The sequence below is a fragment of the Cryobacterium sp. TMB3-10 genome (genome assembly GCF_004402305.1).
GTDB lineage: Bacteria > Actinomycetota > Actinomycetes > Actinomycetales > Microbacteriaceae > Cryobacterium > Cryobacterium zongtaii.
Map to the genome: position 1 here is coordinate 74,648 of NZ_SOGH01000030.1, position 26,519 is coordinate 101,166.

The 26,519-nt window shown below is 68.4% G+C and carries 25 protein-coding genes; 11 read left to right on the plus strand and 14 right to left on the minus strand.

Annotation, left to right across the window (positions count from 1 at the left end; translation table 11 throughout):
- Positions 1–36: 36 nt before the first annotated feature.
- From E3T22_RS15775 to E3T22_RS15785, 3 genes are all read right to left on the minus strand, one after another.
- Positions 37–678 carry a Pr6Pr family membrane protein gene (locus E3T22_RS15775; RefSeq protein WP_166789305.1) on the minus strand — a complete coding sequence of 214 codons (642 nt, stop codon included), beginning with the start codon at positions 676–678 and terminating at the stop codon, positions 37–39.
- Positions 679–681: 3 nt separating this feature from the next.
- Positions 682–1,089: a RidA family protein gene (locus E3T22_RS15780; protein ID WP_088455488.1), complete on the minus strand. Its 408-nt coding sequence runs from the start codon at positions 1,087–1,089 to the stop codon at positions 682–684.
- A 154-nt stretch (positions 1,090–1,243) separates the two neighbouring features.
- On the minus strand, positions 1,244–1,981 hold the full coding sequence (locus E3T22_RS15785) for a 1-acyl-sn-glycerol-3-phosphate acyltransferase (RefSeq protein ID WP_088457900.1): 738 nt from the start codon (positions 1,979–1,981) through the stop codon (positions 1,244–1,246).
- 160 nt (positions 1,982–2,141) lie between these two features.
- Between E3T22_RS15785 and E3T22_RS15790 the strand changes: the two genes are divergently transcribed.
- Positions 2,142–3,230, plus strand: coding sequence for a 1-deoxy-D-xylulose-5-phosphate reductoisomerase (locus E3T22_RS15790; protein ID WP_088455491.1), 1,089 nt, complete (start codon positions 2,142–2,144; stop codon positions 3,228–3,230).
- A gap of 7 nt (positions 3,231–3,237) precedes the next feature.
- Here E3T22_RS15790 and E3T22_RS15795 read toward each other — a convergent pair whose 3' ends face one another.
- The 5 genes from E3T22_RS15795 to E3T22_RS15815 form a co-directional block, all read right to left on the minus strand.
- A complete protein-coding gene (locus E3T22_RS15795) occupies positions 3,238–4,152 on the minus strand; it encodes an NAD-dependent epimerase/dehydratase family protein (RefSeq protein WP_088455492.1) in 915 nt (304 codons plus the stop codon).
- A 62-nt stretch (positions 4,153–4,214) separates the two neighbouring features.
- Entirely contained in the window at positions 4,215–4,835 is a 621-nt protein-coding gene (locus E3T22_RS19105; protein ID WP_166788795.1) for a hypothetical protein, read from the minus strand.
- Positions 4,832–6,031: a serine/threonine-protein kinase gene (locus tag E3T22_RS15805; protein WP_255416775.1), complete on the minus strand. Its 1,200-nt coding sequence runs from the start codon at positions 6,029–6,031 to the stop codon at positions 4,832–4,834. Before E3T22_RS15805 ends, E3T22_RS19105 begins: the two co-directional genes overlap by 4 nt.
- 118 nt (positions 6,032–6,149) lie before the next feature.
- The gene (locus E3T22_RS15810) at positions 6,150–6,716 is read right to left on the minus strand and encodes a hypothetical protein (protein WP_134479844.1); all 567 of its coding nucleotides are present in this window, start codon (positions 6,714–6,716) and stop codon (positions 6,150–6,152) included.
- Entirely contained in the window at positions 6,713–8,110 is a 1,398-nt protein-coding gene (locus E3T22_RS15815) for a serine/threonine-protein kinase (RefSeq protein ID WP_241983708.1), read from the minus strand. Before E3T22_RS15815 ends, E3T22_RS15810 begins: the two co-directional genes overlap by 4 nt.
- A 69-nt stretch (positions 8,111–8,179) precedes the next feature.
- Between E3T22_RS15815 and E3T22_RS15820 the strand changes: the two genes are divergently transcribed.
- From E3T22_RS15820 to E3T22_RS15830, 3 genes are all read left to right on the plus strand, one after another.
- On the plus strand, positions 8,180–9,556 hold the full coding sequence (locus E3T22_RS15820) for an RIP metalloprotease (RefSeq protein WP_198414985.1): 1,377 nt from the start codon (positions 8,180–8,182) through the stop codon (positions 9,554–9,556).
- A 72-nt stretch (positions 9,557–9,628) separates the two neighbouring features.
- Positions 9,629–10,789 carry a flavodoxin-dependent (E)-4-hydroxy-3-methylbut-2-enyl-diphosphate synthase gene (gene ispG, locus E3T22_RS15825; protein ID WP_088455497.1) on the plus strand — a complete coding sequence of 387 codons (1,161 nt, stop codon included), beginning with the start codon at positions 9,629–9,631 and terminating at the stop codon, positions 10,787–10,789.
- Between the two features lie 166 nt (positions 10,790–10,955).
- Positions 10,956–12,725 carry a proline--tRNA ligase gene (locus E3T22_RS15830; RefSeq protein ID WP_134408244.1) on the plus strand — a complete coding sequence of 590 codons (1,770 nt, stop codon included), beginning with the start codon at positions 10,956–10,958 and terminating at the stop codon, positions 12,723–12,725.
- Between the two features lie 80 nt (positions 12,726–12,805).
- On the opposite strand, the gene E3T22_RS15835 is transcribed toward E3T22_RS15830, so the two are convergent.
- Positions 12,806–13,639: a DUF1206 domain-containing protein gene (locus tag E3T22_RS15835; RefSeq protein ID WP_088455499.1), complete on the minus strand. Its 834-nt coding sequence runs from the start codon at positions 13,637–13,639 to the stop codon at positions 12,806–12,808.
- A gap of 164 nt (positions 13,640–13,803) precedes the next feature.
- Here E3T22_RS15835 and nusA point away from each other — a divergent pair, with 164 nt between their 5' ends.
- The 5 genes from nusA to E3T22_RS15860 all read left to right on the plus strand — a co-directional run bounded on the left by nusA (position 13,804) and on the right by E3T22_RS15860 (position 19,389).
- Positions 13,804–14,814, plus strand: a complete 1,011-nt coding sequence (gene nusA / locus E3T22_RS15840) for a transcription termination factor NusA (RefSeq protein ID WP_088455500.1) — start codon at positions 13,804–13,806, stop codon at positions 14,812–14,814.
- Positions 14,815–14,822: 8 nt separating this feature from the next.
- The gene (locus E3T22_RS15845) at positions 14,823–15,080 is read left to right on the plus strand and encodes a YlxR family protein (protein WP_088455501.1); all 258 of its coding nucleotides are present in this window, start codon (positions 14,823–14,825) and stop codon (positions 15,078–15,080) included.
- A gap of 76 nt (positions 15,081–15,156) precedes the next feature.
- Complete coding sequence (gene infB / locus E3T22_RS15850; protein ID WP_088455502.1) at positions 15,157–18,018, plus strand: translation initiation factor IF-2; 2,862 nt, start codon at positions 15,157–15,159, stop codon at positions 18,016–18,018.
- Between the two features lie 195 nt (positions 18,019–18,213).
- Positions 18,214–18,741 carry a 30S ribosome-binding factor RbfA gene (rbfA, locus tag E3T22_RS15855; protein ID WP_088455503.1) on the plus strand — a complete coding sequence of 176 codons (528 nt, stop codon included), beginning with the start codon at positions 18,214–18,216 and terminating at the stop codon, positions 18,739–18,741.
- 165 nt (positions 18,742–18,906) lie between these two features.
- The gene (locus E3T22_RS15860) at positions 18,907–19,389 is read left to right on the plus strand and encodes a DUF805 domain-containing protein (RefSeq protein ID WP_088455504.1); all 483 of its coding nucleotides are present in this window, start codon (positions 18,907–18,909) and stop codon (positions 19,387–19,389) included.
- Between the two features lie 77 nt (positions 19,390–19,466).
- On the opposite strand, the gene E3T22_RS15865 is transcribed toward E3T22_RS15860, so the two are convergent.
- Genes E3T22_RS15865 through E3T22_RS15875 form a run of 3 tightly spaced genes read right to left on the minus strand, consistent with a single transcriptional unit; the run spans position 19,467 to position 22,670 of the window.
- Entirely contained in the window at positions 19,467–20,432 is a 966-nt protein-coding gene (locus E3T22_RS15865) for an aldose 1-epimerase family protein (RefSeq protein ID WP_103478505.1), read from the minus strand.
- Positions 20,425–21,696 carry a D-arabinono-1,4-lactone oxidase gene (locus tag E3T22_RS15870; RefSeq protein ID WP_134409472.1) on the minus strand — a complete coding sequence of 424 codons (1,272 nt, stop codon included), beginning with the start codon at positions 21,694–21,696 and terminating at the stop codon, positions 20,425–20,427. Before E3T22_RS15870 ends, E3T22_RS15865 begins: the two co-directional genes overlap by 8 nt.
- Positions 21,697–21,731: 35 nt before the next feature.
- Positions 21,732–22,670 (minus strand): A/G-specific adenine glycosylase, encoded by a 939-nt coding sequence (locus E3T22_RS15875; protein WP_134479971.1) that lies wholly within the window; start codon positions 22,668–22,670, stop codon positions 21,732–21,734.
- A gap of 23 nt (positions 22,671–22,693) precedes the next feature.
- Between E3T22_RS15875 and E3T22_RS15880 the strand changes: the two genes are divergently transcribed.
- Positions 22,694–23,296 carry a hypothetical protein gene (locus tag E3T22_RS15880; RefSeq protein WP_088455508.1) on the plus strand — a complete coding sequence of 201 codons (603 nt, stop codon included), beginning with the start codon at positions 22,694–22,696 and terminating at the stop codon, positions 23,294–23,296.
- Here the strand turns inward: E3T22_RS15880 and E3T22_RS15885 are convergent.
- On the minus strand, positions 23,280–24,281 hold the full coding sequence (locus E3T22_RS15885) for a ketopantoate reductase family protein (protein WP_134479969.1): 1,002 nt from the start codon (positions 24,279–24,281) through the stop codon (positions 23,280–23,282). The two genes, E3T22_RS15880 and E3T22_RS15885, sit on opposite strands and share 17 nt — an antisense overlap.
- 36 nt (positions 24,282–24,317) lie before the next feature.
- Entirely contained in the window at positions 24,318–25,772 is a 1,455-nt protein-coding gene (locus tag E3T22_RS15890; protein ID WP_103478500.1) for an MFS transporter, read from the minus strand.
- Positions 25,773–25,862: 90 nt separating this feature from the next.
- Here E3T22_RS15890 and E3T22_RS15895 point away from each other — a divergent pair, with 90 nt between their 5' ends.
- Positions 25,863–26,510: a TetR/AcrR family transcriptional regulator gene (locus tag E3T22_RS15895; protein WP_088455511.1), complete on the plus strand. Its 648-nt coding sequence runs from the start codon at positions 25,863–25,865 to the stop codon at positions 26,508–26,510.
- Positions 26,511–26,519: the final 9 nt, after the last annotated feature.

Genomic DNA, 26,519 nt, shown 5'->3' on the forward strand with positions numbered 1-26,519 from the left:
GCCCGGCGATCGTGAGCGTTGGCGAAAAGGAGCGCTCTACGCGCGGTGCGGCGATAGTTCCGCGGCTCGGACGTAGAGGCCGGGTGATCGGCTGGCAGCCCAGACGAGTGCGCCCGCGGCGATGATCGCCGCGAGCAGCCCGACGATGTGCACGATGAGCGAGGCGATCCCGCGTTCGGGAAGCAGGAACCCGTAGGGAACCCAGCCGTCGGTCACGCCGCGAATCAGGACCGTGGTCAGCCACAGGACCGGGTAGGGGAGCAGCATCCAGAGCCGTCGCCAGGGCAAGCGTGGACGGTCGCCGACGAGCAGCCAGTCGAGTGCGACGAGGAGAGGGAAGACGAGGTGGAGGAGGGCGCTCACCCACGGCGGTGCCGACCCTGTTCCCGGGACGAGGAGGTTGTAGATCACGGCGACCACAAGCAAGTACGCCGTAATGATTCCTCGCACGAGGGTGAGTGCCGGAGGAACGCTTCGGCCGAGGACGACCAGCACCCCGGTAGCGATCAGGATGAGGCTGGCGAGCAGACTCGTCTGATTGGTGAAATAGCCGAAGTAGTCGAATGGGTTGCCGTCGCCGAGGGCAATGCGGACGGCGTAGAAGTAAGCGAGAACCGTCGCGATCACCAGGCCGCTGGCTGCACGGCCGAATCCGACCACAACAGCTATCGCGCACATTCGTCAGTCGCTCACGGCCGCGACGGCTTCGATCTCGACGAGCTGATCCGGGTACCCGAGCACGGTCACTCCCATGAGCGTGCTCGGCGCGTCGTGCCGGCCGAATGCCGCACGGACGACCTCCCACGCGGCGACGAGGTCGTTACGGTTGGACGATGCCACAAGAACCCGGGTGCTCACGACGTTATCGAGCTCGGCTCCCGCCGCCTTCAGCGCGACAACCAGGTTCTCCATCGCTTTGCCGGCCTGCGCTGCGTAATCTCCCACTCCGGCCGTGCTGCCATCGCGGTTCAACGGGCACGCACCGGCCAAGAAGATCAGGCGCGCCTCAGCGGGAGCCGTGGCGGCGTAGGCGTACTCTGCAACATCGGACAGGTCGGCTGAGCGGATGAGGGAAACCGTGTGAGACATGCCCTCAACGTATCGAAGACGCATCCGGGCACGGGCCCGCGCGCCACGAAGTTAGGAATCCGGAAGTCTAATAGGACGAAATACCGGATATCTGCCTTTTTTGCGCACTTCGTCCTGGTATTCGTGCGTCACACCAGGGGGACGCCCGGTGCGGCTAGCGCAGTTCGCGCCACCAGATGGCGCGCTTGACGCGCTGCACCACGGTCGTCGGCGGTGATTCGTTGTAGCTGTGTGCCAGTTCCTGCCCGGTCAGCTCGTGGATCGCGGCCATGATCTCGTCGGTGGCCTTGCGACGGGCGCGTCCCGAGTCGGCGGTGCCGTGCCCGCTCACGTCGATCGGCTCGCCGAACTTCACGCTGATGCGGCGGATGCGCGGCATCTTCGAACCCACCGGCATGATCTCCTGCGTGCCGATCAGGCCCACCGGCACCACGACGGCCCCCGTGGTGAGCGCCAGCCAGCCCACCCCGGTGCGGCCGCGGTAGAGACGACCGTCCAACGACCGGGTGCCCTCGGGGTAGATGGCGAAGGCGCTGTCGGAGTCGAGGATGTCCTTGCCGGCGTCGAGCGCGTCCTGGGCGGCTTGGCCGGCGCCACGTTCCACGCCGACCGCACCGATCGAGGTGAAGAACTGGCGGGAGACCCAACCCTTGAAGCCGGTGCCGGTGAAGTAGGTGGACTTGGCCAAGAACTGCACGCGCCGCGGTGCGGTGAGCGGGATGACGATGCTGTCGATGAACGACAGGTGGTTGCTGGCCAGGATCACCCGGCCCTCGCGGGGGATGTTCTCCTTACCCGTGATGCGCGGCCGGAAGACCAGGCGCGCGATCGGCGCCATGATGCCGTATCCGAGGAAGTAGACGAACCCGGGCCGCTTGGCCTTGACCGGCATCTCGACGATTTCGTCGGTGGTGGGCACCTGTTCGGCAGGGGCTTCCGGGACGGTTGCGGGTTCGGATGCTGGGTCGTGCTTGGCTCCGGTCACTCAACGACCCTACAGCGCGAGGTAAGTCGCACCGGGCATATATCCGCGGTGCGCCTAGCATGGGGGCGTGCAGCGAATCATCATTCTCGGGTCCACGGGCTCAATCGGAACCCAGGCGCTCGACGTCATCAAAGCCAACCCCACCCGGTTCGAGGTGGTCGGCCTGTCGGCCGGCAGCAACCGAACGTTGTTGGCCGAGCAGGCCGCCGCGTTCAACGTCGACGACACCGCCGTCGGCGCCGCCGAGGCCGAGCAGCTGGTGCGGGATGTCGACGCCGACGTCGTGCTCAACGGCATCACCGGGTCGGTCGGGCTGGGCCCGACCCTCGCCGCGCTCAAGGCCGGCCGCACGCTGGCGCTGGCCAACAAGGAATCCCTCATCGTCGGCGGCGACCTGGTCAAGGCGCTCGCCGCCCCCGGCCAGATCGTGCCGGTCGACTCCGAACACTCCGCCATCGCGCAGGCGCTGCGTTCCGGTACCGCCGACGAGGTGCGCCGGTTGGTGCTCACCGCCTCCGGTGGCCCGTTCCGTGGCCGGTCGCGCGCCGAAATGACCGACGTGACCCCGCGCGAGGCCCTCGCGCACCCCACCTGGGACATGGGACTGGTCATCACCACCAACTCGGCCACCCTGGTGAACAAGGGGCTCGAGATCATCGAGGCGCACCTGCTCTTCGACGTGCCGTACGAGAGCATCGACGTTGTCGTACACCCGCAGTCACTCATCCACTCGATGGTCGAGTTCATCGACGGCTCCACCATCGCGCAGGCATCGCCGCCGAACATGCGCTTGCCGATCTCGTTGGGCCTGGACTGGCCGAACCGGGTGGCCGCGGTCGGTGTGCCGATCGACTGGACCACCCCGCACACCTGGACCTTCGAGCCTCTGGACGACGAGGCGTTCCCCGCTGTGGAGCTGGCCAAGCAGGTCGGCCGCGCCGGCGCCACCTACCCGGCGGTGTTCAACGCCTCCAACGAGCAGGCGGTGCTGGCCTTCCACGCCGGCCGGATCGGCTACCTCGACATCGTCGACACCGTGCAGCGGGTGGTGGAGGCCCACGAGGCGCAGGGCGACCTCACCCTCGAGTCCCTCGCCGACGCCGAACGCTGGGCGCGGGCGCAGGCCGACACCATCATCGACACGATCGCCCGCTGACCGGCTGCTACCGGCGGTAGCTGTCGGCCACGGCGACCAGCGCCGCATCCCACGGCGTGGCCGCCACGCCGAGCACCCGCTCGGTCTCGGCGGAGTCGATCACGTACGGTACCTGGAACTGGTAGCTGGACTTGTACACCTCGCGCATCAACGGGCTGGGAATGCCGAGTGAGCGCAGTATCCAGGTGGGGTAGCCGGCCACGGTGCCGTGGCTGCCGTAGCGCGCATTCAGCTGCCCGGCGATGTCGGTGCGGCTGTGGGCGCCGCTCGGCACGTGCCAGAGACGACCCCACGTGCCGGTGTAGTCGGCTGCGGCGATCATCGTTGCGGCGATGTCCGGTACGTAGCTCCAGCTGTGCACCAGATCGGGCCGGCCGACGACTCTGGCCGTCTTAGAGGCCAGGACCGCGCGGAAGAACGCCTGGCCCAAATGCGCGGTCCCGCTCACGCCGGCGCCGAAGTAATCGCTCGCGCGCACCTCCACGGCCCGGATCTCACCCCGCTCGTGCGCATCCCGCACCCGGTGCCAGCCGTCACGGCGAATCAGACCCTTCGATTCGGTCGTGGTCTCGGGGGAATGCTCGGTCATCGGCCCGGCCGGCGACCCGTAGGGGTAGAGGTTGCCCATCACCACCAGGTTGGCGTCCGAGACGGATGCTGCGGCGATCGCCGCTGCGAACACCGGCGGCCACCGGCGCGCCCAATCCGGGTACGGAGGATTGGTGCACAGAAAGATGGTCTGCATCCGCTCGGCCGCGAGGCAGAACGCGACGGGGTCCGACGCGTCGAGCACCCGGGCGATGGCGCCGGGAACTGCGGTGCCGGAGCGGGTGGCGACGGTGACGTCGTCGCCGCGGGCCACGAGCTGGCGGGCCAGTTCTCCGCCGATCCAGCCGGCTCCGACGATGAGGTGCTGGGGCATGGGAACCTCCGAGGAGAGTGGGCCGACGGGGACAGGCTACCGGTCGGATGCCCGGTTCTGCCTCAGCCGGCGCCCTGATCGCCCGTGCCGGGCTCGCCCGGTGTCCCACCGGAGTTGTCGGGCACAACGGGCTCGGTTGTGGGCTCTGGTTCGGGGGTCGGCTCCGGGTCGGGCGTTTCCGGTGGCGGTGTCGGCTCGGCCGTCGGCACGGGTTCTGTCGGCGCCGGGCTGGGACTGCCCGTTGGCTCCGGGGTCGGCACGGGCGGCTGGGTGGCCGGGACCTCCGGCTCGGTGCTGGGCTCCGGCGTTTTGGTGGCAGGAGCCGGGGTGCTGGGAACGGTCGGTGTCGCGGGGGTCGCGGCCGTCAGCGCCGCGATCAGGTCAGCGTCGACGAGGGCGATGGCGGCGTTGATCCTCGCGGCCTGAGCCTCGGTGAGCCTGCCGTCTTCGACTGCAGCGGCCAGCGCGGCCTTCAGCCCGGCCACGGCGGACTGCGCGCCCGCATAGTCGCCGGTCGCGGCGGCTGCCGTCACCGAGAGCACGGCGGCCTGTAGCTGCGCTGTCGTGTCGGCCGGCACACCGGGCGTGCTGCTCGTGCACCCCACCAGGGTGCCCGCGACCACGAGACCGGCCGCCATACCGGCGCGGATGCGGCTGCCCAGCGTGCTTCGGCGGTGGGTCACGGGTCGACGCTCTCTTGCAGTTGCTCGAGGTGGTCCCCGAGCTGACCGTCGACCGCCGGATACGCCGGCGGCTCCGGGGGCGGGTCCGCGCCGGGAACGACGAACAACACGGCCCCCGCGGTGAGCACCGCCACCAGCACTCCGCTGATGACGAGCGACCACCGGCGGGACGTGCGCGACCGGCGTGGCCGACGCGAGGGGGCCGTGGCCGGCGCCGCTCGCGGATGAAGCGTCGAGGTCGGAACGAAAGGTGCCACTTCACGCTGCAGCGTCGTTGGCAGGTCGAGCGGTCGGGTGGCGCTGTCCTCTTCTCGGACCCCCACAGCTGCCGGCTCGGGGCTGACCGAGGAAACCTCGACCGAAGGAGCGTCGACCGAGGGAACCAGGACGCGCAGCAGGCCGGCTGCCTCGGCGGGTCGCAGCCGATCCTCGGCCTCACGCGCCGTCATCCCGGTGAGCACCGCTCGCCACTCTGCGTCGACCCAGTCGGGAATCTCCGGTTGCCGTTGCAGCCGGGCCATGGCCGACTCGACAGCGGTGCCCGGGTAGCTGTGATTTCCGGTGAGGCACTCGAGCAGCACCAACCCCAACGAGTAGACGTCGGCGGCCGGGCCGACCGGCAGGCCGCCGGCCTGTTCCGGGCTGAGGTAGCCGGCCGTGCCCACCACAGCGCCCGTCTCGGTGCGGTGGGCGGCGTCGAACAGCCGGGCGATTCCGAAGTCGGCGAGCTTGGCGCGAACGACCCTGCCCGGAAAATCCGACGGTGCCAGCAGCACGTTCGCGGGCTTGATGTCACGGTGGGTGATGCCCAGTGCGCCCATGCAGTGCAGGGCCTCACAGAGGTCGGCACCCAGCCTCGCCACCTCGCCGGGATCCATCGGGCCCGCCAGCAGGTGACTACGCAAATCCGTGCCGTCGACGAATTCGGTCACGATGAACGACCGCGGGGCGCCGTCGATCACTTCGACTCCAGCGTCATACAGCGTGACGAGGGCGAAATGATTGAGGTGGGCCAGCACCGCCACCTCGTCGCGGTGCCGCGCGGATCCGGCAACGCCAGCGGCATCGAATCGCATCAGCTTCACGGCGACGGAGCGGCCCAGGGCCAGATCAGAGGCCTGGTAGACCACGGCCATCCCACCCGACCCGATCAATGTGTCGAGGCGGTATCGATTCGCGAGCGTGAGTCCGAGCACAGTATCGGTTCGCGTCGGTTCGCGAATCGGCTCGGTTGAAGTAGTCAGGCGGGCCTCCTGATGTCTGTTGGCAGCAATTCTTTGTCAATGCCCGCCGACAGTCAAGGCCGTCCAGCCCCTACTCGCAGTCGTCCTTCTTCTCGCAGGCTCCGGTTCCGGTTTTGTCGGTGCCGGGCTGTTCGGGTGTGGCCGGAGCCGGCGTTACAGAAGGCGTGGGCGTGTCGATGTCCTCGCTGTCGTCGCTGTCCTCCTCGTCGTTCTTTTTGTCCTTGTCTCTGTCCTTCTTGTCGTCGTCGTTGCCCTCGTCAGGCGTGCTGACAGGCTCTGGCGTCGGCGTCTCCACCGGCACCTCCACTGGGGTGCTCGCAGCGATCGAGGCCGCAAGGTCGGCCCCGACGAGGTCGATGGCAGTCTGGATCTCGGCGGCCCGGGCCGCGGTGACGGCATCTTCGGCCGACGCGGCGGTCAGGGCGGTCTGCACGGTGCCGAGCTCGGTCTGCGCAGTGAGGAAGTCTCCGGCGGCAGCGGCCGAGGTCACCTTGAGGACTCCGTCCTGCAGGTCGGCCGCCGCGGCGGGATCCAGCGCGGCGGTGGTGCCTGCGCAGCCGGTGAGCAGGCTGCCGGCGAGGCCCAGGCCGGCGACGGTCAGAACGAGCCGGGTGCGGATGGTCCGGGTGGCGATCATGGGTTCACGCTCTCTTGCAGCTGCTGGAGGTGGGTGCCGAGGTCGCCGTCGACCGCGGGATACGTGGGTGCCTCCGGTGCCGGATCGCCCGGTTGCACCAGGAACACCAGCGCGATCACCGCGGCCAGCGCGACGAGCACCCCGATGATCAACGGTCGCCGGCCGACCTTGGGCTGACGACGGGTCGGCCGTTGGCCGGCGGCCGGCACGCTGGCCCCGGCCGGTTGGAACACCGCCGTGCGGTCCAGCGGTGCGGCCTCGTTCAAACGCTCGGTCTTCGCGGTGTGCTCCGCCATGCCTGCGGAGGGGAGCACCCGGGTGGGTTCGTCGCCGGTGGCCGCGGGCAGCCTCTCGGTGGCGGTCAGCGGTGCGGTCTGCAGGGGCGCCGCATTCATGGGTGCAGCGCCGGCCGCCATCAGCTCGGTTGAGTCGTCTGCCGATGCCGGGATTGCCGCGAGGGAGGACTCAGTCGACCCGGCCGGAACGAGTTCGCGCAGGCGCACCGCGGCATCCGCCGAGGTGAGACGGTCGGCCGGCTCGCGGGCGGTCATGCCGGCGAGCACGGCGCACCACTCGGCGCCGAGCTCCGCGGGGAGCTCCGGCTGGCGCTGCAGCCTGGCCATGGCCGATTCGATCGCTGTGCCCGGGTAGCTGCGGGTGGCGGTGAGGCTTTCGAGCAGAACCAGGCCGAGCGAGTACACGTCGCTGGGCGGCCCGATCGGCTGGCCCAGCGCCTGCTCCGGACTGAGGTAGCCGGCGGTGCCGAGCACCGAGCCGGTTCGGGTGAGGTGAGTGGCGTCGAAAAGCCGGGCGATGCCGAAGTCGGCCAGCTTGGCGTGCGAAACTCGGCCGGGAAAATCCGACGGGGCCAGCAGCACGTTGGCGGGCTTGATGTCGCGGTGGATGATGCCCTTCGCGTGCACGTAGTGCAGCGCCTCGGCCAGGTCGGCGCCCATCCGGGCCACCTCGGCGGGGGCCACAGCGCCCTGGTTGATGCGGCTGCGCAGGTCGGAACCATCGACGTATTCCATCACGATGAACGACCGGGTCACGCCGTCGACGTGTTCGGTGCCGGCATCGAACAGGGTCACCAGTGCGAAGTGGTTGAGGCTGGCGAGCACCATGACCTCGCCGCTCTGCCGCTGCGGGCCCGAATCGTCGGCGGTGTCCATCCTGAACAGCTTGAGCGCGACAGTGCGCCCCAGCGCCAGGTCGGCGGCTTCGTAAACGGTGGCCATGCCGCCGGTGCCGATCAGCCTGACCAGACGAAACCTGTCGGCGAGGACCAGCCCGATCAGGCTGTCTGACCGCGACGGATCACGAAGCGGTTCGGTCGGTGCAGACAGGGGGAGCCTCCGGGGCGGTGAATCGGGATGCTGGCGGGTGGGTGGCAAATCTTGCGGATAGCCTGCTGCCGGTCAACGGCCAGCCGACTTGCAGCAAGAGAAGGCTAATCTACCGATGTGGAAACCGTGCTGTTATATATCTTGGGCGTAGCCGTGGTCGTCGTGGGCCTTGCGCTGTCCATCGGCCTGCACGAGATCGGCCACCTGGTGCCGGCCAAGCTGTTCGGGGTCAAGGTCACCCAGTACATGATCGGCTTCGGGCCCACTCTGTGGTCCAAGCGTAAGGGCGAGACCGAGTACGGCGTCAAGGCGCTTCCCCTCGGCGGTTATATCTCGATGATCGGCATGTTCCCGCCCTCGAAGGACGGTGCCGCCCGACCCAACAGCACCGGTTTCTTCAACCAGCTGGTGCAGGAGGGTGAACCCGCCAAGAAGCCCGGCGCCTTGAGCACCATGGTCGACGACGCCCGTCAGGCCAGCGCGGAGACCATCGGTGAGGGCGAAGACCACCGCGCGTTCTACAAACTGCCGGTTTTCAAGCGCATCATCATCATGCTCGGCGGGCCCACCATGAACCTGCTCATCGCGGTGGTGCTCTTCGCCGTGCTGCTCATGGGCTTCGGCACCACCCAGTCCAGCACCACCGTCGGCAGTGTCAGCGCGTGCGTGCTGCCCGCCACCAGCGACCGGCAGACCTGCGCGGAGGGCGACGAGGTCGCACCCGGCGCCGCCGCCGGCCTCAAGCCCGGCGACCGCCTGGTGAGCATCGACGGCACCGCGATCACCAGCTGGGACCAGTCCACCGAGATCATCCGCGCGTCATCGGGCACGCCCCTGCAGGTGATCGTCGACCGCGACGGTGCCGAGCAGACCCTGGTCATCACCCCGAAACTCACCGAACGCTACGTGACGGATGACGCCAATCAGATCGTCACCGACGCCAACGGCGACCCGCAGACCATTGATGTCGGCTTCGTCGGCATCGGCCCGGCCGGTGAACTCGTGCAGCAGCCCATCACGGCGGTGCTGCCCGCGGTCGGCGAGAACATCTCCGGTGTGTTCCACATGATCCTGAACCTGCCCCAGCGTCTGATCGACGTGGCCAACGCCGCGTTCGGGCCGGGGGAGCGGGACCCGAACGGCCCGATCAGCGTGGTGGGCGTCGGCCGGGTCGCCGGCGAGATCGCCAGCATTGACACCATCCCGTTCAACAGCAAGGCCGCGAGCCTGATCGGCCTGCTCGCCTCGCTCAACATCGCCCTGTTCGTCTTCAACCTGGTTCCACTGATGCCGCTGGACGGCGGCCACGTCGCCGGAGCCCTGTGGGAAGGCATCCGCCGGTGGTTCGCCAAGCTGTTCAAACGCCGCGACCCGGGCCCCGTCGACACGGCCAAGCTGATGCCGCTGACCTTCGCCGTCGTGGTCGTGCTCGGCGGCATGAGCCTGCTGCTCATCTACGCCGACATCGTCAAGCCGATCAACCTGTTCGGCTGAGCCCACGCCACACCATCGGGGCGTTCGGGAAGGGTTCAGCTTCACGGGATCGCGCACGCGTAAGCTACATTCGTGGCCGCTATAAACCTGGGTACGCCCAAAGTCCCCGTAACTCTCGCTCCCCGACGTAAGTCCCGCCAGATCAAGGTCGGCAAGGTCCTCGTCGGCGGCGACGCGCAAGTCAGCGTGCAGTCGATGACCACGACTCCGACGACGAACATCAACGCGACCCTGCAACAGATCGCCGAGCTCACCGCCTCCGGCTGTGACATCGTTCGCGTCGCCGTGCCGAGCCGCGACGACGCCGAGGCGCTGCCGATCATCGCCAAGAAGAGCCAGATCCCGGTGATCGCCGACATTCACTTCCAGCCGAGCTACGTGTACGCGGCCATCGACGCAGGCTGCGCGGCCGTGCGGGTGAACCCCGGCAACATCCGCAAGTTCGACGACCAGGTCGCCAAGATCGCCGCCGCCGCCAAGGCCGCGGACGTCTCCATCCGCATCGGCGTCAACGCCGGCTCGCTCGAGCCCAGCATCCTGCAGAAGTACGGCAAGGCCACCGCGGAGGCTCTCGTGGAGAGCGCCGTGTGGGAGGCCAGCCTGTTCGAGGAGCACGACTTCCACGACTTCAAGATCTCGGTCAAGCACAACGACCCTGTGGTCATGGTCAAGGCCTACCGCCTGCTCGCCGAGCGCGGCGACTGGCCGCTGCACCTCGGCGTCACCGAGGCCGGCCCGTCCTTCCAGGGCACCATCAAGAGCGCCACGGCATTCGGCATCCTGCTCGGCGAGGGCATCGGCGACACCATCCGGGTGTCCCTCAGCGCCCCGCCGGCCGAGGAGATCAAGGTGGGCCTGCAGATCCTGCAGTCGCTGAACCTGCGCGAACGCAAGCTCGAGATCGTCTCCTGCCCCAGCTGTGGTCGGGCTCAGGTGGATGTCTACAAGCTCGCCAACGACGTCACCGACGGCCTCGAGGGTATGACGGTGCCGCTGCGTGTGGCCGTGATGGGCTGCGTCGTGAACGGCCCCGGTGAGGCGCGCGACGCCGACCTCGGCGTGGCATCCGGAAACGGCAAGGGCCAGATCTTCGTGCGCGGCGAGGTCATCAAGACCGTGCCGGAGTCCGAGATCGTGCAGACCCTGATCGAGGAGGCCAACCGGATGGCCGCCGAGATGCCGCCCAGCGAAGACTCCCTCGGCGCCCCCGTGGTGACCGTCGGCTCCCGCTAGCCGCACCCGACCCCACCGCGCGCGCCGCAACTGTTGCCGAAGCGGACAATTGCGTCCGGCGTACCGGGTGCAGTTGTCCGCTCGGGCAACAGTTGCCCGTTTTCGAGGCCGGCCCGCGCCGACGGGTGGCCTGCTCGCGCCGTAAAGTAGGTGCGTGCCTATTCGTATGTCGAACTACTTCCTCCGAACCCTTCGCGAAGACCCCTCTGATGCCGAGGTCACCAGCCACCGCCTGCTTGTGCGGGCCGGCTACATCCGTCGTCAGGCGCCGGGCATTTTCGCCTGGCTGCCGCTGGGCCTGAAGGTCAAGGCGAAGATCGAGACCATCATCCGCGAGGAGATGGCCGCCGCCGGGGCCTTCGAGGTGCACTTCCCGGCCCTGTTGCCGCGCGAACCCTACGAGATCACCGGCCGCTGGGACGAGTACGGCGACGGCCTGTTCCGCCTGCAGGACCGCAAGGGCAGCGACCTGCTGCTGGCCCCCACCCACGAAGAGGTCTTCACCCTGATGGTGAAGGACCTCTACAACAGCTACAAGGACCTGCCCCTGTCGATCTTCCAGATCCAGGACAAGTACCGCGATGAGGCCCGCTCCCGCGGTGGCCTGCTGCGCGGCCGCGAGTTCACCATGAAGGACGCCTACTCCTTCGACCACACCGACGCCGGCCTCGAGACCAGCTACCAGGCTCAGCGCGACGCCTACGAGCGCATCTTCACCCGCCTCGGCCTCGAATACGTCGTGGTGCAGGCAGATGCCGGCGCGATGGGCGGTTCCAAGAGCGAAGAGTTCCTGCACCCCACCCCGGTGGGTGAAGACACCTTCGTGCGCTCGGTCGGCGGTTACGCGGCCAACGTCGAGGCGTTCCGCACCCTGGCACCCGAGCCGATCGACTTCGCCGGCTTCCCCGCCGCGCAGGTGCACGACACCCCGGACACCCCCACCATCCAGACCCTCGTCGATTCGGCCAACGCCAACCAGCCGCGCCCGGATGGCCGCGACTGGACCGCCGCGGACACCCTCAAGAACGTTGTGCTCGCCCTCGTGCAGCCCGATGGCAGCCGCGAGATCGTGGTCATCGGCCTGCCCGGCGACCGTGAGGTCGACCTCAAGCGCGTGGAGGTGGCCTTCGCCCCCGCCGAGGTCGAGGCCGCCAACGACGGCGACTTCGCCAAGCTCGACAAGATCCCCGGCCGCCCCGGCCTGGTCAAGGGCTACATCGGCCCGTGGACTGCCGCCGGCGCGATGCTGGGCGCTGAATCGGCCACCGGCATCCGCTACCTCGTCGACCCGCGCATCGTCGACGGCACCGAGTGGATCACCGGCGCCAACGAGGCCGGCCGCCACGTATTCGGCCTCGTCGCCGGCCGTGACTTCATCGCGGACGGCACCGTCGAGGCCGCGGACGTGCGCGCCGGCGACCCGGCCCCCGACGGCTCCGGCCCGGTGGAGTTGGCCCGCGGCATGGAGATCGGCCACGTGTTCCAGCTCGGCCGCAAGTACGCCGAGTCGCTGGGGCTCAAGGTGCTCGACGAGAACGGCAAGCTCGTCACCGTCACGATGGGTTCATACGGCATCGGCGTCACCCGCGCCCTCGCCGTGATCGCCGAACTCAACAACGACGCGAAGGGCCTGATCTGGCCCGAGGCGGTGGCACCGTTCGACGTGCACGTGATCGCCACCGGCCGCGACGAGATCGTCTTCGAGACCAGCGAAGCCGTGACCGCCATGGTCGAAGCATCCGGTCGCGACGTGCTCTACGACGACCGCCGCAAGGTGTCGCCCGGGGTCAAGTTCGGCGATGCCGAGCTGATCGGCATCCCCACCATCGTGATCGTGGGCCGCGGCGCGGCCGACGGCATCGTGGAGCTGTGGGACCGCCGCTCGGGCGAGCGCACCCAGGTGGCCGTCACGGAGCTGGCCGCCCACTTCGCCTAACCCGCAATCGCGAAAGCGGTCATCCGGTTGCCTCAGCGACGCTGAAGCAACCGGATGACCGCTTTCGCGCGCCGGTGTGGTTAGAGTCGGGCGAAGCGGGCCCTGAAGAAGCAGTAGATGCCGTATGCGATCAGGCCCAGGCCGACCAGCACCAGGATGGCCACCCCGAACGGCAGGGCGGCGAGCGAGCGCAGCGCCCCGTCCAGGCCGGTCGACTGGCTCGGGTCGACTGTGAAGCCTGCCACGATCACCAGGATGCCCACAACACCCACGGCGATGCCCTTGGCGATGTACCCGGCCACGCCGAGGCCCACCGTCACAGTGCCCAGGGTGCCGGCGGGCACGGCGAGGTCCTCGGTGAACTTCTTCGCAACACCCTTGTAGACGAAGTATCCGCCGATCACCAGAATCGCGAGCCCGGCGATCATGAGCAGCACCGGCCCGCCGGGCAGGGCGAGCACGGATGCGCTGGCCGACGCCGTGCTCCCCGATGAGTCCGCCGACCCCGTCAGTGCCACGGTCAGGGCCGTGCCGGCCACGAACAGGTACGCCACACCCTTGCCGATCTCCTTGAGCCGGTGCGCCCAGACCTTCTTCGGATCGGTGCCCGGCACCAGGAAAGCCTGCAGAACCTGCCAGAGGCCCAGCGCCGTCAGGCCGACGACGATGATCCAGATGACGAAGACACCGCCGGGGGACTGGGCGAGCTGGCCCAGGGCGCCGGACTGATCGGCGCTCTCACCGCCGGCACCGACAGCCAGCCCGATCGCGATGGCGCCGATCAGGCCATGCAGCAGGCCGTTGACCGCATAGCCGGCCTTGGCCAGGGTCTTCAGGTGCGGGTTGTTACCGGCGCTCTGCGCGGCATGACCGGCCGAATTGGCGGCGGACTCTGCATTGGATCGAGTAATCATCGGGATAGCGTAACCGCGCAGGCTGCTGCGCGCACCAGAGCGCCTCGGTGAGTCCTTGCGGGTACCACCCGGGCGGGTGACGGGCGCGCTGGGATTCCGGTACCGTAGGGAGAAGCCCGCTGCGCGGTTTCGCGGCGGCAAGATCTGAATAGAGGAGGCCGGCCATGGACATCGACCTCAGCGTGTTGCGGCTGATGGAGCGCGAGAAAGAGATTCCCTTCGAGGAACTCGTGCAGATCATCGAGCAAGCAATTCTGACGGCCTACCTCAAGCACACCCACCAGGGTGAGCCGCTGAAGCAGGCTGCGGAAGAAGAACCCGGAGCTCGCGTCGTACTCGACCGCAAGTCCGGTCACGTCGACATTTACATTCCTGAGCACGACGAAGAGGGCAACATCATCGGCGAGGCCGTTGACAACCCCGACGACTTCGGTCGCATTGCCGCATTCGCGGCCAAGCAGGTCATCAATCAGCGTCTGCGCGACATCGCGGATGACGCGGTGCTCGGCGAATTCAAGGGCCGCGAAGGCGAGATCGTCGCCGGCGTGATCCAGCAGGGCCCCAACCCCCGCATGATCCACGTCGACCTCGGCACCATCGAGGCGATCCTTCCCCCCGAGGAGCAGGTGCCCGGCGAAAGCTACGTGCACGGTTCGCGCATCCGGGTGTATGTCACGGCCGTCGGCCGCGGCATGAAGGGCCCGCAAATCACCGTCTCGCGCACCCACCCGTCGCTCGTGCGTCGGCTGTTCGCGCTGGAGGTCCCCGAGATCGCCAGCGGTGTCGTGGAGATCGTGTCGCTGGCCCGCGAAGCCGGCCACCGTACCAAGATCGCCGTGCGCGCCACCGAGCCCGGTGTCAACGCCAAGGGTGCCTGCATCGGCGAGCTCGGCCAGCGCGTGCGCGCGGTGACGTCGGAGCTCAACAACGAGAAGATCGACATCGTCGACTACTCGCCGGACCTGGCCACCTTCGTGGCCAGCGCGCTGTCGCCCGCCAAGGTCACCAGCGCTTACGTCATCGACGAGTCGATCAAAGCAGTTCGGGCCCTCGTGCCCGACTACCAGCTGTCGCTCGCGATCGGCAAGGAGGGTCAGAACGCCCGCCTCGCCGCCAAACTGACCGGCGCAAAAATCGACATCCAGCCGGACAGCATTCTGGAGGACGACGAATAGGGGGTACGATGGATCCCGTTAGAACGTGCATTGGATGCCGTTCCCGCGCCTCACGCTCCTCACTTCTGAGGATCGTCGCCCAGAATTCGGACCTGGTGGTTGATGAAACCGCCACCCTCCCTGGGCGAGGCGCGTGGATTCATCCCACCATCGCGTGCTTCCAGGAGGCCGTGAGGCGGCGCGCTTTCGGGCGTGCTCTTCGAGTGACCAGCCCCCTGGACGCAAAACAACTAGAGAACAGGCTGACTTGGCTAATGGATAACTAATGAGCGGCTCGAAATGAGAACCGTCCGTTACTAACGGTCTGCCCCTTTCCGGGTGCAGGCCCGGAACAGGAGAATTGTGGCTGCGAAACCACGCGTACACGAGATCGCAACTGAACTCGGTGTCGACAGCAAGGTAGCCCTTGCGAAATTGAAAGAGATGGGCGAGTTCGTCAAGGGACCGTCTTCCAGCGTTGAACCCCCCGTTGCCCGCCGTCTGCGTGCAGCACTCGAGGCCGACGGAGTCGCCACCGGCGGCGCCGCTGCCACCCCGGCGGCCCCTGCCGCCGCCGCGAAGCCCGCGTCGACCACCACGGCCAAGCCCGGTGGCGCACGTCCGTCCCCGGCACGTCCCGCCGCACCGGTGCCCGCACCCGTCGTCGAGGCTCCTGCAGTGGATGCACCGCCGATGCCCGCCGCGCCGCTCACCGTAGCGGAGCGTCAGGCCGCAGCGACCGAGAAGGCCGCCGCTGCCGAAAAGGCTGCAGCGACCGAGAAGGCCGCCGCCGAGTCCGGCACCGCCGCGACCGAGAAGACGACCACCGAGGCAGCCACACCGGCCGCCAAGGCTGACGGCGACGCGGCTCCGACCGCCAAGCCCGGCGGCAGCGTCCCGCGTCCGGGAGCCCGTCCGGGCAACAACCCGTTCGCCAGCAACCAGGGCATGGGCAAGACTCCCACCCCGCGTCCGGGCAACAACCCGTTCGCGAGCGCGCAGGGCATGGGACAGCGTCCGCCGTCCACGTCCTCGCCCAGCAACATCCCCCGCCCCGCCGCACCCCGTCCCGGCGCCCCGCGTCCGGGCGGACCCGGCCAGGCACCCCGCCCGACCGGCTTCGGCCAGCGTCCGGGTGGCTTCCAGCGTCCCGGTGGCGCTCCGGGCGGCGCCGGTGGCGCACGCCCCGGCTTCACCCGCCCCGGCGCACCTGCCGGTGCCCCCGGCTTCGGCCCGCCCCGCCCCGCCGGTGGCGGCGGCGCCGGTGGTCGTGGCCGTGGTCCCGGCGGTGGAACCGCTGGTGCGTTCGGTCGCGGTGGCGGCAAGAACAAGGCGCGCAAGTCGAAGCGGACGAAGAGGGCCGAGTTCGAGCTGCGCGAGGCTCCGTCGCTGGGTGGCGTCAGCGTCCCCCGTGGCGACGGCGGAACCGTGGTGCGTCTGCGCCGCGGTGCCTCGATCACCGACTTCGCCGACAAGATCGACGCGAGCCCGGGCAACCTGGTCACCGTGCTGTTCCACCTCGGTGAGATGGCAACGGCAACGGAGTCGCTCGACGAGGCCACATTCGACGTTCTGGGCAGCGAGCTGGGTTACAAGATCCAGATGGTCTCGCCCGACGACGAGGACCGCGAGCTGCTGCTCGCCTTCGACATCGACATCGACCAGGAGCTGGCCGACGAGACCGACGAAGAGCTCGAAGTTCGTCCTCCCGTCGTCACCGTCATGGGTCACGTCGACCACGGTAAGACCGCGCTGCTTGACGCCATCCGTAACGCCAAGGTCGCTGCCGGTGAAGCCGGTGGCATCACCCAGCACATCGGTGCCTACCAGGTCGTCACCGAGCACGAGGGCAAAGAACGCGCCATCACCTTCATTGACACCCCCGGTCACGAGGCGTTCACCGCCATGCGTGCTCGTGGTGCGCAGGTCACCGACATCGCGATCCTCGTGGTCGCCGCCGATGACGGCATCATGCCGCAGACGATTGAGGCACTCAACCACGCACAGGCCGCCAACGTGCCGATCGTGGTCGCGGTGAACAAGATCGACAAGGCCGGTGCGAACCCGCAGAAGGTGCGCCAGCAGCTCACCGAATTCGGTCTCGTCGCCGAAGAGTACGGCGGAGACGTCATGTTCGTCGACGTGTCAGCTAGGAACAAGGTCGGCATCCAGGAAATCCTCGACGCCGTCCTGCTCACCGCAGACGCCGGACTCGACATGCGCGCCAACCCGAACAAGGATGCCCGCGGTGTGGCCATTGAGGCCAAGCTCGACAAGGGCCGCGGTGCAGTCGCCACGGTGCTCATCCAGTCCGGAACGCTGCACGTCGGCGACTCGATCGTTGCCGGTACCGCTTACGGCCGCGTTCGTGCGATGGCCGACGAAAACGGCAACGCCGTTCTCGCCGCCACGCCGTCCCGTGCCGTTCAGGTGCAGGGCCTCTCGAGCGTTCCCCGCGCCGGTGACACCTTCCTTGTTATCGAGGAAGACCGCACCGCGCGTCAGATCGCCGAGAAGCGCGAAGCCGCCGAGCGCAACGCCCTGCTGGCCAAGGCCCGCAAGCGCATCAGCCTGGAGGACTTCACCCGTGCACTCGAAGAGGGCAAGGTGGAATCGCTCAACCTCATCATCAAGGGTGACGTTTCCGGTGCCGTTGAGGCCCTGGAAGAGTCGCTGCTCAAGATCGAGGTCGACGACTCCGTTCAGCTGCGCATCATCCACCGTGGTGTCGGTGCGGTCACGGAGAGCGACGTCAACCTCGCCACCGTCGACAACGCCATCATCATCGGCTTCAACGTTCGCCCCGACACGAAGGCGCGCGAACGTGCGGCTCGTGAAGGCGTGGACGTGCGCTTTTACTCCGTCATCTACAACGCACTCGAGGACATCGAGTCTTCCCTCACCGGAATGCTCAAGCCCGAGTTCGAAGAAGTGCAGAGTGGTATCGCCGAGATCCGCGAGGTCTTCAGCTCGTCCAAGTTCGGAAACGTCGCCGGTGTCATCGTGCGCTCGGGAACGATCACACGAAACGCCAAGGCGCGGGTCATCCGCGACGGCATCGTGGTGGGCGACAACCTGGCCATCGAGTCGCTGCGTCGCTTCAAGGATGACGTCACCGAGGTTCGTACGGACTTCGAGGCCGGTATCGGTCTTGGTAAGTTCAACGACATCCAGATCGGCGATGAGATCGAGACGATCGAATTGAAGGAAAAGCCGCGTAGCTAAAAGCTAGGTGGCAAGGGGTCTCCGCTCGATCCCCCCTAAAAAGGGAAGAGCGGGGACCCCTACCCCGATTCCCTTTTTAGGGGGGATCGAGCTCCGCCCCGGTCCCCGAAAAGCCATCCGTCAATACGATGGCGGGGAGAGGGCTTAAGAGCGTTAAGTAGTACCCCGAAATTTTTAGGTTTATAGGAGTTCGACATGGTAGATCCGGCACGCGCTAGGAAGATGGCGGACCGCATCAAGGTCATCGTGGCCAAGCGGCTCGAACGCGGCATCCGCGACCCGAGGCTCGGCTTTGTGACCATCACCGACGTCAAGGTCACCGGCGACCTTCAGCACGCCTCGGTGTTCTATACCGTCTACGGCTCCGAAGACGAGCGCAGGGACAGCGCCGCGGCCCTCAAGGCTGCCACCGGCATGTTCCGCAGCGAAGTGGGCAAGAACATCACCGCCCGCTTGACGCCGTCGATCGAGTTCATCGCCGACGCCATCCCGGAGAACGCCGCCCTCATCGACGACCTCCTCCGTGAGGCCCGCGAACGCGACACCCAGGTGGGCGAGATGGCCCGCTCGGCCGTGTACGCCGGCGACGAAGACCCCTACGTCAAGCCGCGCGAATACGTCGAAGACGACGAGGATGACGACGACTCCGACGAGGACGAGGCGGAGACGCCTCCGGCACACAGCGGCCGTCACGCCGCACCCACGGAGCCCGACGCTCTGTAACCTGCTGCGCACCATCCCTCGAAGCCTCCGGCCGCCCCACGGGCGCCGGAGGTTGCGTGCGTGTGACATATAACGGAACACCCGGCCTCTTTTTGAGAAATCCCCGGTGACCGCGCCCATTTACTTCTAGGCTCGACGCATTCGTCCCATCCAGAAGGAGTTGTCATGGTCGCATCCCAGCAAACCGCCGCACGTGTCGCGGGCGTTCCCCTGTCCCAGCCGTATTACGGCGCCCCGATCGCGGTAGCGGTGAGGCGCTTCTTCAGCAAGTACGCCACCTTCTCGGGCCGGGCCAGCCTCAGCGAGTACTGGTGGTGGGCGCTGGTGAACTACGCCGTGCTCTTTGTGCTCGGTATCCTTGCGCTCGTGGCCGGCGGCACCCCGCAGGTGTCCGTGGACGGCACGGTGGCTCCGCCCGCCGGGGGAGCAATCGTGGTGGTGCTCATCATCACCGCGTATTCGCTGGCCACGATCATTCCGGGGCTGGCGCTCACGGCCCGGCGGCTGCACGACGGCAACTTCTCGGCGTGGTTCATCCTCATCGCCCTGATTCCCGGCATCGGCGGACTGATCCTCTTCATCCTCACCCTGCTGCCGTCGAAGCCGGAAGGCGCACGGTTCGACCAGGGTTCGCCTCAGTACAGCTGAGCACACGAACCCCAGCACAATATGAAGACCCCGTGGCCGGTGCCACGGGGTCTTCTTGGTGGATCGGCCGGCCGGGGTCAGGCCTCGGTGGCTGCGACGGTCCAGCTGGCGGAGTGGGAGGTGCCGGGGGCCAGCAGCACCAGGTCTTCGCCGGTGGAGAAGGCATTCGGCGGGCAGGTCATCGGCTCGACGGCCAGGCCGATCCGGCTGCGCTCCGGTGCCGGGCGGTCAGCGGTGTGCACCTGCAGCCAGGGCAGCTCGGCGCCGAAGCTCATGCGCACGCCGGTGCCGGCCGGGCTGGTCACGGTGACGCTCGCGGATGCTTCCGCACCGCGCGCGATCGCGGTGAAGGCGTGGTCGATGAAGGTGTCACCGATGGCCCGGGGAGTGCGGAAGTCGAACTCCGGGGTGGTCTCGACCGGGACGGTGGCCACGGGGCTGAGCCGGTCTGGGGTCACCGTGAGGTAGCTGGCCGCCGGAAACTCGAGGGTCCAGTCATCGACGGTGCCCGGCCCGGCCACGAGGTAGGGGTGCGGCCCGGTGCCGTACGGTGCGGTGGCGGTGCCGCGGTTCTCGGCGGTCACCGTGGTGGTGAGGCCGTCGTCGGCCAGGCTGTACGTGGCCAGGAGGGCGATGCGGTGCGGGTACCCGTCGCTCGGCACGATGGTGGTGCCGAGGGTCACGGAGTCGGCGGAGCGGGCCTGCAGGCTCCAGTCGGCCCAGCAGACCAGGCCGTGCAGGGCGTGCGAGCGGCTGGGTTCGGTGAGCGGAAGCTGGTAGTCGAGGCCGTCGAAGGTATAACTGCCGTCGACCACGCGGTTGGGCCATGGCGCGAGCACGGCGCCCCGGTAGCCCGGACGCACCTCGTCGGCGTCGAACGGAACGACGAGGTGACGACCGTGCCAGGTGAGCAGGCGCAGGCTCGCACCGACGCTGGCGATGGTGGCCGAGTAGCCGTCGTGGTTGATCGTGTACTGCAGCCCGGAGAGCGGCGGCACGGACGCATCCGTGGGAGTGGTGGTGGTGGTGACGGCGTCAGTCATGGGACAGAACTCGTTTCAGGTAGGCGTTCTCGAAGCGTCCGTCGGGATCGACCCTGTGCACGTGCGCCGCGAAATCATCGAGGCGCGGATAGGCGCGGCGGAGACCCGCCGGGGACATCGTGGCGACCTTGCCCCAGTGCGGGCGCGGCGCGAATGGTTCCAGGGTGTGCTCGATGAGGGGCAGCACCGTGCGGATCTCGGCCGGGAGCGGTTTCCAGGTGAAGTGGATGGCGAGCGAGTCGCGGGCGTAGCTCGGGCTGAGCCAGGCGGTGTCTGCGGCCACACTGCGCAGCTCGGAGATGTGCAGCAGCGGTGCGATCCGGTCACCGATCGCGCGCAGGGCGGTGATCGCGGCAACGGCGTGCTCGGCCGGAATGAGGTATTCGGACTGGATCTCTTCACCGTGGCTGGGCTGGAACTCGCTCCGGAAGTGCGCGAGGCGCTCGTTCCACGGTCCGGGCTCGCGCAACTGCCCCGTCACGCTCTCGGCGGTGACGCCGGGCAGCGGGTGCAACGCCACCATGGCCTCGGTGGCGCCGAGAGCGGCGAGGTCCAGCTCGGGGCCGTCCACATCCAGCCGGCGCTTGGACCAGACCTGGTGTGTGTTCTCACCCCGGAAGGTGGTGAACACGCTGACGCTGTAGCCGCTGGCCATGATGGCGGCCCAGTTCGCCAGGGCCGCGGTCCAGGACAGTCGCTCGTGTACGTACTGGGAGATCTGGAAGTGCGGCTGCACCCTCAGGGTCACCGCGGTGACGATGCCGACGGCACCCAGGCCCACCACGGAGGCGGCGAAGTCCTGGTCGTGTTCCCGCACGATTTCGACCTGCCCCGAGGCGCGCACGATCTCCAGCGCCACGACCGAGGACGCCAACGACCCGTTGCGCACGCCGGAGCCGTGGGTACCGGTCTGGATGGCGCCGGCGACCGAGATGTGCGGCAGGGACGCGAGGTTCGGCAGGGCCAGGTCGTGTTCGGCGAGGTATGCGCCCACCTGGGCGTAAGTGCTTCCCGCGCCCACCCGCACGCTCACCGCTGCGCCGTCGTCACCGAACTGGAGCGACGGTTCGATGTCCAGCCGGTCGAGGGCGATCAGGGTGCCGACGCTGTCGGCGATCGTGGAGAAGGAATGCCGGGAGCCCAGGGCCTTGATCTGCCCGGCCCCGGCGTCGACCGCCGCGACGATTCGGGAGACCTCTTCGGTCGTCGTCGGGTGCCTGATGTCGTCCGTTGAATACTCGACGTTGCCGGCCCAGTTCTTCATTGAAACCATTTCTGTTGGAGAGAGCGTGGGGGTTTTCACCCCTGCGAAAGAGCGTACCGCCCGGGTTCGACGAGTACGGCGAGACCGTCGGCGAGGAGCCCGGCCAGGGCCCTGTCGCGCTGCACGGCATCCGGCCACACGGTGTCGATCTCAGTGGCGGTCACCGGATGGTGCGTGGCCCGCAGTTCGGCCATGATCAGTCCGCGCACCTGCCGGTCGCTGCCCTCGAACTTCTTCTGCACGGCCTTCTTCGGTCCCGCGTAGGCCGGGTAGCCGGCCGCACGCCAGCCGCAGGCATCCCGGATCGGGCAGTTCTCGCACCGCGGGCTGCGGCTGGTGCACACGATGGCGCCCAGCTCCATGATGGCCGCGTTGAAGACCGCCGCCGCGACGGGCTCGGCGGGCAACAACGCCGACATCGACTCGAGGTCCCTGCTGCGGCTGGGCGGTGCGGGTTCGGCCTGCCCGGCCACAGCCCTGGCGATCACCCGGCGGGTATTGGTGTCGACCACCGGATGCCGGTGGCCATAGGCGAAGACCGCCACCGCCCTGGCCGTGTAATCACCGATTCCGGTGAGGGCCAGCAGGTCGTCCACGTCCTCCGGCACGATGCCGCCGTGCCGTTCCACGATCTGCACGGCAGCGGCGTGCAGCCACAGTGCTCGGCGCGGGTAGCCCAGGCTCGCCCAGGCCCGAACGGCCTCGCCGGGCGGTACGGAGGCCAGGTCGGCGGGTGTCGGCCAGCGTTCGAGCCATTCCTCAAGACGCGGGATGACCCGGCTCACCGGGGTCTGTTGCAGCATGAACTCGCTCACCAGGGTGCCCCAGGCGCTGAAACCGTCGCGCCGCCAGGGCAGGTCGCGGGCGTTGTCGTTGAACCAGGCACTGATGCTGTGGCTGAGGGCGGGGCCGGCGGGCGCTGCGCCGACAATGGCACCGTCGACGGGGGCAGCGCTGTGGACTGTGACGTTCATCGGTTCTAACCTAGGCTCGATTCATGAAGCTCGTTTCCACTCCCCGCGTCGAGTACCTGCGTACCCTCTCGTCCGAGATCCTCAATCTGAACGGCCGGGGCCGGGTGATCGTGGCGGTGGACGGCGCCGACGCGGCCGCCCGCACGGCGTTCGCCGACGATCTGGCCGCGGTGCTCGACGAAGCCGACAAGCCCACCTACCGGGCGTCGCTGCGCTATTTCCAGCGATCCAGGGAAGACGTCGGCCGGTTCGGCGCCGACTCCCCGGAGCGCTTCTTCCGGCACGGTTTCGACTATTCCGCGCTGCGCCGGGTCTTGCTCGAACCGTTCCGGCTCGGCGGCAGCACCGGCTTCGTCACCCAGGTCTTCGACCCCGACCGCGACAGCTGGATCGAACCGACCTGGACCACGGCTCCGGCGGACGCGTTCCTGGTCATCGACGGCGAGTTCATCAACCGCAGTGAGCTGAGGGACGCCTGGAACTACCGCATCCTGCTGGAGAGCGAGGCGACCTCGGAGGCGGACTACCTCTACCAGAAGGAGGAACGCCCCCGGCAGGTGGCGTCGGCCGTGATCGACCTCAGCGAACGGCACCGCCCCCAGCGGGTGTTCAGCGACTCCTGCTGAACCGTGCCAGCACGTCGGCGGGGCTGAGGAACGTCCCGCGTTCCTCCACCTCGTGCACCAGGGCGGTCAGCCGGCCGTTCACCGGGGCCGGAACGCCGGCGGCAGCGGCCTCACGCACCACTACGCCGTTGAGGTGGTCCACCTCGGTGCGTTGGCCGCGGGTGATGCTTTGCAGGGTGGAGCCCAGATTGGGCACCCTACCCATGCGGGCACGCATCCGCAGCGGCACCACCTGGCCCGCCCACGCCGGCAGCAGCGAGAAGATCCGCAACCGGCGGTCGCCGAGCGCCTGCATGGCACCGAACCGGATGCCGCGGCGTTTGCCCACCCGCACGGCCTCGCGCATGCTCAGCGTCAGCACCCGGCGCAGGCCCCGGTGGGCGACGACGGCCTGCACGCTCAGCCCGGTGATCGCGGGCAGCGCGTTGAGCATGTTCACGACAAGTTTGGTCCACTGGGCGCCGACGAAATTGTCGATGGCCTGGCAGGGCACCGCCTCGGCGAGCACGGCCTGCCAGCGCCGGGTGGCCGCGTCGGCCGGCCCCGTGCCCCGGCCGAGATAGGTGGGCGCGACGGTGGTGACCGTGACCAGGCCGGGTTCGGTGTAGTTGGCCGCGATGATCGAGAGGGCGCCGAAGCAGTCAGAGCGGGGGAGCAGCCGCCGGGCGGTCTCGACCCCGTCGAGGCCGTTCTGCACCACGATCACCGCGGCGCCGTCGAGCACGGCGGCGTTGTCGGCGATCGCGGCCTCGGCATCCTGCGCCTTGGTGCAGACCAGGGCGAGATCGGGCGTCTCGACCAGCCGTTCGAGGGCGGCGGGATGCGCCGTTGCCGGGCCGAACCCGCCCACGAGCCGGATGCCGCGCTCGCGGATCACGGCCAGCCCGGCGCCGCGCGCGGTGACGGTCACCTCGTGGCCGGCCGCGCTGAGCAGAATGGCGAAGGTTCCGCCCAGGGCGCCAGCGCCGATCACAGCAATTCGCATGACCTCAGCCTAGAAGCCCCGGCCGGGCCACCTTGACTACCCGCGAACGAGGAGGGCGTCCGAGCGAACCGGTGCGGGCTGCGGTGCCTGATCGACCCGACGACCTGACGGTAGCGCCAGCGCGATCACCGCCGCGACGGCGAGCACCCCGGCGCCGACCAACACGGCGGGCACCGCGGCATCCACGTACCCGGTGGGGGTCAGCGTGCCGCCGTTGCCGGTGAACACGGCGGTGAGCACCGCGACGCCCAGCGCCACACCGATCTCGCGGAAGGTGGAGTTGGTGCCGGACGCCTTGGCATGGTCGTCGGGCACCATATTGGCCAGCACGGCGGTGGAGCTCGGCGCGAAGACCAGTCCCATTCCGAGCCCGGCCAGGATGAACGCGCCGACCAGCTCGCCGTATTCGACGTCGGCCGACATCTGGAGGGCGAGCCAGACCATCGCGATCGCGAGCAGGGCCAGCCCCAGCACGATCGGCAGCCGCGTTCCGGTTCTCGGGCTGAGCATCCCGGTCAACGGGGCCACGATCATGGGAGCCAGCGTCCACGGCATCGTCATCACACCGGCTTCGAGCGGACTGTGGCCCTGCACGATCTGCAGGAACTGGATGAGGATGAAGATCGACCCGAAGATGCCGAAGCTGAAGGTGATCCCGACCAGGTTCGCGACCGTGAAGCTGCGGTCCCGAAACAACCGCAACGGCAGCAGGGGTGCGGATGCCCGACCCTCCCACCAGACGAAGGCCAGCAGGAGCGCTCCGCCGCCGATGAGCGCCGCGAGCACCTCGGTGCTGCTCCAGCCGGCTTCGTTGCCCCGCACGATGCCGTAGACGATTCCGAAGACCCCGCCGCCGGCCAGCACCAGGCCCACCACATCGGCGCGCAGCCGGGCGCCGAAGCTATTGGGCAACGCCACCAGCACCAGGGGGACCGACAGCAGGCCGAGCGGAACGTTCAGCCAGAAAATGGCTTCCCAGTTCCACCCTTCCACCACGGCGCCACCGATGAGCGGGCCGAGGGCCACACCGAGGCCGGCGATGCCGCCCCAGATGCCGATGGCCGCTGGCCGGAAGCGGTCGGCGACCGACCCGACGAGCAGGGTGAGGGAGAGTGGCATGAGCGCGGCGGCGCCCACGCCCTGTAGCGCACGGGCGGAGATCAGCATCCACGGTTCGACGCTCATGGCACAGAGCGCCGATGCGGCGGTGAACACCGCGATGCCGGCCAGGAACACGGTCCGGCGCCCGAAGCGGTCGCCGATTGCAACGGCCATCAACATGAACGTGGCAAAGCTGAGGGAGTAAGCGTTCACCACCCACTGGAGTTCTTCGATTGTCGCCGAGAGGTCGGTGTTGATCACCGGCAGGGCGCTGGTGACCACGAGGTTGTCGAGGGTGGCCATGAACATGGGCAGTGACGCGGCGACGACGGCAAGCCAGACGGGAACCCGGCCGAGGCGCTTGCCGGGCGGGGTGAGGGTGGCGGTCATGGGAGGTCCCTTCGGGAACGGAGCCAGCGAATGTTGTAATTGAATGATTACAAAACAGGAGACTAGTAATCGACTGATAACCTGTCAAGTGTGAACGAGACATCCGGCACCGCAGCCGCCCAGCCCACCGAGCGCATTCCCGCCGCGGAACGACGCGAGCAGATCCTGGCCGCGGCCAGCGTGGTCTTCGGTGAGCGCGGCTATTCCGGTGCGACAACCGACCAGGTGGCCAAGGTGGCCGGCATCAGCCAGCCCTACGTGGTGCGCATGTTCGGCACCAAGGAGAACCTGTTCCTCGAGGTGCTGGCCAGGGCGCTCGAGCGCCTGGTCGCCGGCTTCAGGCAGATCATCGCCGAACCACGCGAGCACGGCGAGGACGAGATGGAGCTGCTGGCCGCACGGCTCGGCGGCGCCTACGTGGACCTCATTGAAGATCGCGGCATACTGCTCTCGCTCATGCAGGCCTTCATCAGCGGGCACAACCCGGTCGTCGGCGCCAAGGCCAGGGCCGGGTTCCTCGAGATCTACCGGATGCTGCGCGACGAGGCCGGCTTCCCGCCGGACGCCATCCGCGGGTTCCTGGCCGACGGGATGCTGTTCAACACGCTCCTGGCCATCCGGCTGCCCGACATCTTCGACGAGGACCCCGACGCCGAGGAACTCATGCGGTGCACGTTCCGTGGCAAGCTCGACCTGGTGCTCGGCGCCACAGCCGCCGAAGCCGCAGCAGATGCCTGACCCCAGCTA

Coding starts and splice junctions, on each gene's coding strand:
- E3T22_RS15775 (WP_166789305.1), bottom strand. CDS start 678: ATGTGCGCGATAGCTGTTGTGGTCGGATTCGGCCGTGCAGCCAGCGGC.
- E3T22_RS15780 (WP_088455488.1), bottom strand. CDS start 1,089: ATGTCTCACACGGTTTCCCTCATCCGCTCAGCCGACCTGTCCGATGTT.
- E3T22_RS15785 (WP_088457900.1), bottom strand. CDS start 1,981: ATGCCGGTCAAGGCCAAGCGGCCCGGGTTCGTCTACTTCCTCGGATAC.
- E3T22_RS15795 (WP_088455492.1), bottom strand. CDS start 4,152: ATGCCCCAGCACCTCATCGTCGGAGCCGGCTGGATCGGCGGAGAACTG.
- E3T22_RS15810 (WP_134479844.1), bottom strand. CDS start 6,716: ATGATCGCCACCCGGACCATCCGCACCCGGCTCGTTCTGACCGTCGCC.
- E3T22_RS15830 (WP_134408244.1), top strand. CDS start 10,956: ATGTCGAACTACTTCCTCCGAACCCTTCGCGAAGACCCCTCTGATGCC.
- E3T22_RS15835 (WP_088455499.1), bottom strand. CDS start 13,639: ATGATTACTCGATCCAATGCAGAGTCCGCCGCCAATTCGGCCGGTCAT.
- nusA (WP_088455500.1), top strand. CDS start 13,804: ATGGACATCGACCTCAGCGTGTTGCGGCTGATGGAGCGCGAGAAAGAG.
- E3T22_RS15845 (WP_088455501.1), top strand. CDS start 14,823: ATGGATCCCGTTAGAACGTGCATTGGATGCCGTTCCCGCGCCTCACGC.
- rbfA (WP_088455503.1), top strand. CDS start 18,214: ATGGTAGATCCGGCACGCGCTAGGAAGATGGCGGACCGCATCAAGGTC.
- E3T22_RS15860 (WP_088455504.1), top strand. CDS start 18,907: ATGGTCGCATCCCAGCAAACCGCCGCACGTGTCGCGGGCGTTCCCCTG.
- E3T22_RS15865 (WP_103478505.1), bottom strand. CDS start 20,432: ATGACTGACGCCGTCACCACCACCACCACTCCCACGGATGCGTCCGTG.
- E3T22_RS15870 (WP_134409472.1), bottom strand. CDS start 21,696: ATGAAGAACTGGGCCGGCAACGTCGAGTATTCAACGGACGACATCAGG.
- E3T22_RS15875 (WP_134479971.1), bottom strand. CDS start 22,670: ATGAACGTCACAGTCCACAGCGCTGCCCCCGTCGACGGTGCCATTGTC.
- E3T22_RS15880 (WP_088455508.1), top strand. CDS start 22,694: ATGAAGCTCGTTTCCACTCCCCGCGTCGAGTACCTGCGTACCCTCTCG.
- E3T22_RS15885 (WP_134479969.1), bottom strand. CDS start 24,281: ATGCGAATTGCTGTGATCGGCGCTGGCGCCCTGGGCGGAACCTTCGCC.
- E3T22_RS15890 (WP_103478500.1), bottom strand. CDS start 25,772: ATGACCGCCACCCTCACCCCGCCCGGCAAGCGCCTCGGCCGGGTTCCC.